Consider the following 4,915-nt stretch of genomic DNA (forward strand, 5'->3'; position numbering starts at 1 on the left):
CGACGCACTCTTTTAAACGCTCTCTTTCTTCTTCACTATCAATACGCTGAGACACGCCAACATGGGAAGCTCCCGGCTTGAAAGTCGAACTTACTCCATCAATGACCAATTTTTACCGAAAGAATGGCCATTAAGACTATTAGAAGGTAAAGAGTCTATCGTTGCTATGCCATTCACTTTAGCTTGTGGAACCAATTTAGAGTGCTCCAGAGTTCCGAGTATTTTATTTTCATTAGGGGCTTATTTAGCAGATTTTTACTCCACATTTTGGGGGCGCTCATACTATCCAGCCGCTGCTGTATTTTTTGTTAACGAGCATGACTATATTAGCATTAGCGTTCCATCGGTTGGTACTTTAATGGGGGGAGAGGCTATTTCGCCTGAATTATTTCGCTCAGTAACCGATAGTGTTAGAAAAAATTTATCATTAATAAATAAGCAGTTTGCTGATATAAAACAAGACGAGCAAGAACCCCCAGTTATTTGGCTAAAAGCAGAAAATTTTAAAAATAATTTAATGGGCATTGTTCCAGCAGGCTTCAATGCTGATTTGTGGCAAAGTGCTCATCTTTCACCAAAAGATATTTATGCAGTTTCTCTGTTAAGTAAAGATCATCTTAGTATGCTAGAGAAAATGTTAAACCCAACATTGAGGCATGAATTCTGGCTTTTGCATGAAGATTTTGGCCTATTATTGGGAGAGTCAGCTGTTCCTGTTGAGCCATTAGAAGGTATTTTTTATACACAAAATGGCTTGGTGATGAAATTAAGTTTTGAAAATACAGATTGGGTGGGCTATTACCGAATTAGTTATGCCGCATTTTTTGAAGATAACTTATGGTTGCCAATTAGCCTTGTTATATCTCTTCTGTTTAGTATTTTCTGCGGCTGGGGTTATAAACATTGGTACCATAAAAAAATATTACAGCCTGCGGTACATTCACAACAAGTTATTTTAGAAAGTGAAGAATTCAATCAAACATTGATTGCAACCACACCGATAGGGCTTTGTGTTATTGATAAAGAAACACTAGGACTTCGTTTTGCTAATGAACTAGCTCAGCACTGGTTAAAAATTCCAGATACTTCTCATCCTTATGATTCTATTGAATATAATGAATTACTTCGCCGTGTTATTTCTGATCAGAAGCAGGTTACGACTGTTTTGAAATCAGGGAAGCACGCTATCTATATTGTTAGCACTGCAACCCATTATCAGCAACGCCCAGTTATTTTATGTGCATTTACTGATATCACTATACAAGCAGAAACAGAAGCACAGCTTAATCATGCTAAGCGTTTAGCTGAAGAAGCTAACCAAGCTAAATCAACCTTTTTAGCCACGATGAGCCATGAAATACGAACTCCGCTTTATGGTATTATTGGGACATTAGAATTATTAGAAAATACAGCATTAACTCCTAAGCAAAAACATTTTCTTGATAGAATGTCTACAACATCGCATTTATTAATGCATCTTATCGGGGATATTCTTGATATCAGTAAAATAGAAGCCAATCAAATTCATATTCAACACCAGTCATTTGACCTACTCGATTTAATACAACAAACCGTTCAGTTATATCAAGGCCTAGCTCAACAGAAGAAACTTCAGTTATTTGCCATTATTGATCCTAATATCTATGCCATTAGAATTGGTGACTCAGCACGATTACAACAAATATTTGGTAACCTAGTCAGTAACGCTATTAAGTTTACACATCATGGTAAAGTGACGATTGAATTAAAAAATGGTGACAATAACAATATCATATTGTTTGTAAACGATACTGGCGTTGGAATTAGCAAAGAAGAACAAGAAAAGTTATTTGAACCTTTCTATCAAGCACACTCTGGAGACCATACCTACGGAGGAACAGGCTTAGGTTTATTTATCTGCTCAAAATTAGTCAAGCTGATGGGGGGCGAAATCAGCGTAGCAAGCGAGCTGATGCATGGTAGCTCTTTTAAAGTGACATTGCCGTTAGAACTAGATCACAACAATATACATTGGAAGAGTTTAACGGGTTCACATATTTGGCTGCGGACAATAGATCCTCTACTAACCAACAATGTGTATGATTGGCTAACTCGTTGGGGAGCAAAAGTCTATTTCACAGAGGCTGAGTTGCCTGAAGACTCATCATTGGTCATTGCCGTAAGTATTTTAATCGAGAACTTTTCATTACCTAAAAATTGGCAAGGGAAAATATGGATAAGTGATGAAGCAAGCTTCCGTTTATCTGAATTAAATCAACAACTTTTTTTACTGCAAAATGATGAAAATTCAATATTGCCTTTAAGCTGTCCAATTCAACAGACACCATCTTATGCGAATGAATACTCATTGCGTGTTTTAGTTGCAGAAGATAACCCAATAAATCAGGTTATACTGCAAGAGCAGTTAGAATTACTTGGTTGCGAAGTCTTTATGGCTAGCGATGGCGAAGAGGCCTTAGTTATTTGGGATAATGAAGTCATTGATATTGTTTTAACTGACGTCAATATGCCTTACCGTAATGGGTATGAGTTAACTAAACAGCTGCGGAGTGAAGGTGAAACTTGCCCGATTGTTGGTGTTACGGCAAATGGTTTGAAGGATGAAGAAGAACGCTGTTTAGCCGCAGGGATGGATACCTGGTTAGTTAAGCCAATTGAACTAGATACTTTAGCGCAATTATTCAACCGTTTCTTCCCTACCTATTCTTCTACGCTTCTCTCTGATTCTGCCACTATGGTATTTATTAACCCACTTGATAGCAATGACCGAGATAATATTATTCAACATTTTACTGTTGATATTCATGATCTTTGCGAAGCGGTGAAAAATAATAACATAGAGGCAGTAAAACAGCTGTCACATCGTATTCGGGGCGCATTAGTGAGCGTGGAACAGCGTGAACTTGCTAGTAGACTTCACGTGCTTGAAGAGTTGTTGAATATGGAAAAACCAAACTTAAACATAGCCGATACCTATAAAGTGATTTGCGATGAATTAACGTTTTGGCTAAATAAGCTTAGTCAAACAAATGGTGTGTAATGCAATAACTGATTAGAGCTTGGTTATTTTCAACACCTAATTTACGCATGGCTGCATTTTTTTGCAGACTAATGGTTTTATCACTTCTATTGAGCAATTTGGCGATTTCAACAATCGGTTTTCCCTGAACAAATAAGCGCAATACTTCTAACTCTCGAGGCGAGAGTGTTTTCACTCTTTCATCAAGGGTCGAAGCTTTACGGCTTTTTATTGTTGTCGTTAAATCTGCAATAGGTTGACGGTATTGTTTTCCTTGACCCGCTAAGGTAATGGCTTTGATTAGCTCTGGCAGTGGCGCTTCCTTCGAGACAACCGCATTGACATTGTTATCGTATAACGTTTGAATAATCATTGGGTTAGATATCATCGTTAATACCACTAACGCTGTATTTGGGTATTTACGCTGTAGAAATTGGATATAATTTTGCCCATCACTTGATTGCGTGTTATTGGGCATCATATAGTCAGTAACAATGACATCAACAGTATGGTGATTTAAAAAAGAAAACAACTCAGCATCGCTGGTAAATGCACCTTCGATGGATAAGTTGTGTGATTGGGATAGTGTTTCTTTTAAGCCTGATAAGACAATCGGGTGGTCATCAACTAAGGCTAAGGTTAACTTTTTCATCTAAGTTACTCCTTATTATGTGTACTTGTACTTAGTACAGCAACACCCAAAAAATGTCAAATAACGATCGTCTATTTAGGGCTATTTTTAAAGAAAGGCATTAATGATAAAAACGCAGTTATCACAGATGCCTCGAATTACTAATAAGAAACTACGACACGTATTGTTTTAGAAAATGGACCAGACGTAATTGAGCGCCCGCTAATTTGACTTAAGGTTGCAGTGTATGGCACATTTACAGGTGCTTGCGGTTTAATTTCGCCAATAGCATAATTTTGGTTAAATTCGAGTTCGGTTGAATTACTTTTAATTACGGTCTGTAATCCATTTCCCATATCAAGGTATTTATTTCCCAATATAGAATTATTATTTGGTTCAAATCGAACAGATACATTTAACCCTGTTTCACAATTTTGTGGAACTGACATGCCTATATTAAATGTACGGCTGACAACTTCCCCAGCATTCATTTGTTTTGGCGAAATAGTACCAAAGCCAACAGTTCCTCCATTTGATGTAGTCACACTGACTTCAGGAGTAGGGCAGAGTAACGTTAAATTACCAATGATATGTGCATATACAGGAGCACCAATATATTTACCTTGATAATCTTCATGATAACCTAATAAAAAATTACCTGTATCAAATGGTTTTAATGCATTACTACCTTTTAGGACGGCAAAATTATACATGATACCAATATTTACAGCAGTGCCTACTGAAGGTTGGCTCCAATATCCTAAGTCAATATTAGGTACGCTGGCGTTGGTAATTGTTGCAATTGTACCCCCACCAATTGCGCTTTGCTGAGTAACGGTAACGCCGCTATTTATTAATAGTGTTTTAGTTTGTTGAGGAACAACATTTTTAAAATAAACGTGATTAGGTGTAGCTACGCTTCCTGTAAAATCACATTGTAAAGACATAAAAGAAGATAATGCAGTCGCTAATTGTGTTCCGGTTGTTATAGCGCTACTATTGCTTGTAATATCAAATTTAATATCTTGTTGTATCGATGTTCCACCAGCCGCGGGTTTGCAGTTTGCTACGGCTCCAAGTGCATTAAAGCTTAAAAACGAAAGCGAAATTATAATAATTGATACTACTTTATTAAAATAGGGTGTCATGATCTCTTCCTATTTTTCATTAACTAATGAACATGTTGCACTTTGGCAGGTGTAATTTAATAGTTTTGGTGTTCCATAATCATCAATATACGTTAATACCATGTTGGATGACTTTAT

General features: G+C 36.9%; 3 protein-coding genes and 1 pseudogene. 1 reads left to right on the forward strand and 3 read right to left on the reverse strand.

Annotated elements, in window-relative coordinates:
- Window positions 1-82: pseudogene (locus JK188_RS16340) on the reverse strand (ribonuclease E/G); the annotation flags it as partial.
- An 84-nt stretch (window positions 83-166) separates the two neighbouring features.
- Between JK188_RS16340 and JK188_RS16345 the strand changes: the two are divergent.
- Complete coding sequence (locus JK188_RS16345) at window positions 167-3,040, forward strand: ATP-binding protein (protein WP_249216036.1); 2,874 nt, start codon at window positions 167-169, stop codon at window positions 3,038-3,040.
- Here JK188_RS16345 and JK188_RS16350 read toward each other — a convergent pair.
- Window positions 3,018-3,671 carry a response regulator transcription factor gene (locus JK188_RS16350; protein ID WP_036951066.1) on the reverse strand — a complete coding sequence of 218 codons (654 nt, stop codon included), beginning with the start codon at window positions 3,669-3,671 and terminating at the stop codon, window positions 3,018-3,020. The genes JK188_RS16345 and JK188_RS16350 overlap by 23 nt on opposite strands.
- Before the next feature lie 140 nt (window positions 3,672-3,811).
- On the reverse strand, window positions 3,812-4,798 hold the full coding sequence (locus tag JK188_RS16355; RefSeq protein WP_036951064.1) for a fimbrial protein: 987 nt from the start codon (window positions 4,796-4,798) through the stop codon (window positions 3,812-3,814).
- Window positions 4,799-4,915 lie beyond the last annotated feature (117 nt).

Source organism: Providencia sp. JGM181 (assembly GCF_018257375.1).
GTDB classification, from domain to species: domain Bacteria; phylum Pseudomonadota; class Gammaproteobacteria; order Enterobacterales; family Enterobacteriaceae; genus Providencia; species Providencia lanzhouensis.

Bases quoted from the DNA above. Each gene is read 5' to 3' on its own strand.
- JK188_RS16350 (WP_036951066.1), bottom strand. From the start codon at position 3,671: ATGAAAAAGTTAACCTTAGCCTTAGTTGATGACCACCCGATTGTCTTA.
- JK188_RS16345 (WP_249216036.1), top strand. From the start codon at position 167: ATGCCATTCACTTTAGCTTGTGGAACCAATTTAGAGTGCTCCAGAGTT.
- JK188_RS16355 (WP_036951064.1), bottom strand. From the start codon at position 4,798: ATGACACCCTATTTTAATAAAGTAGTATCAATTATTATAATTTCGCTT.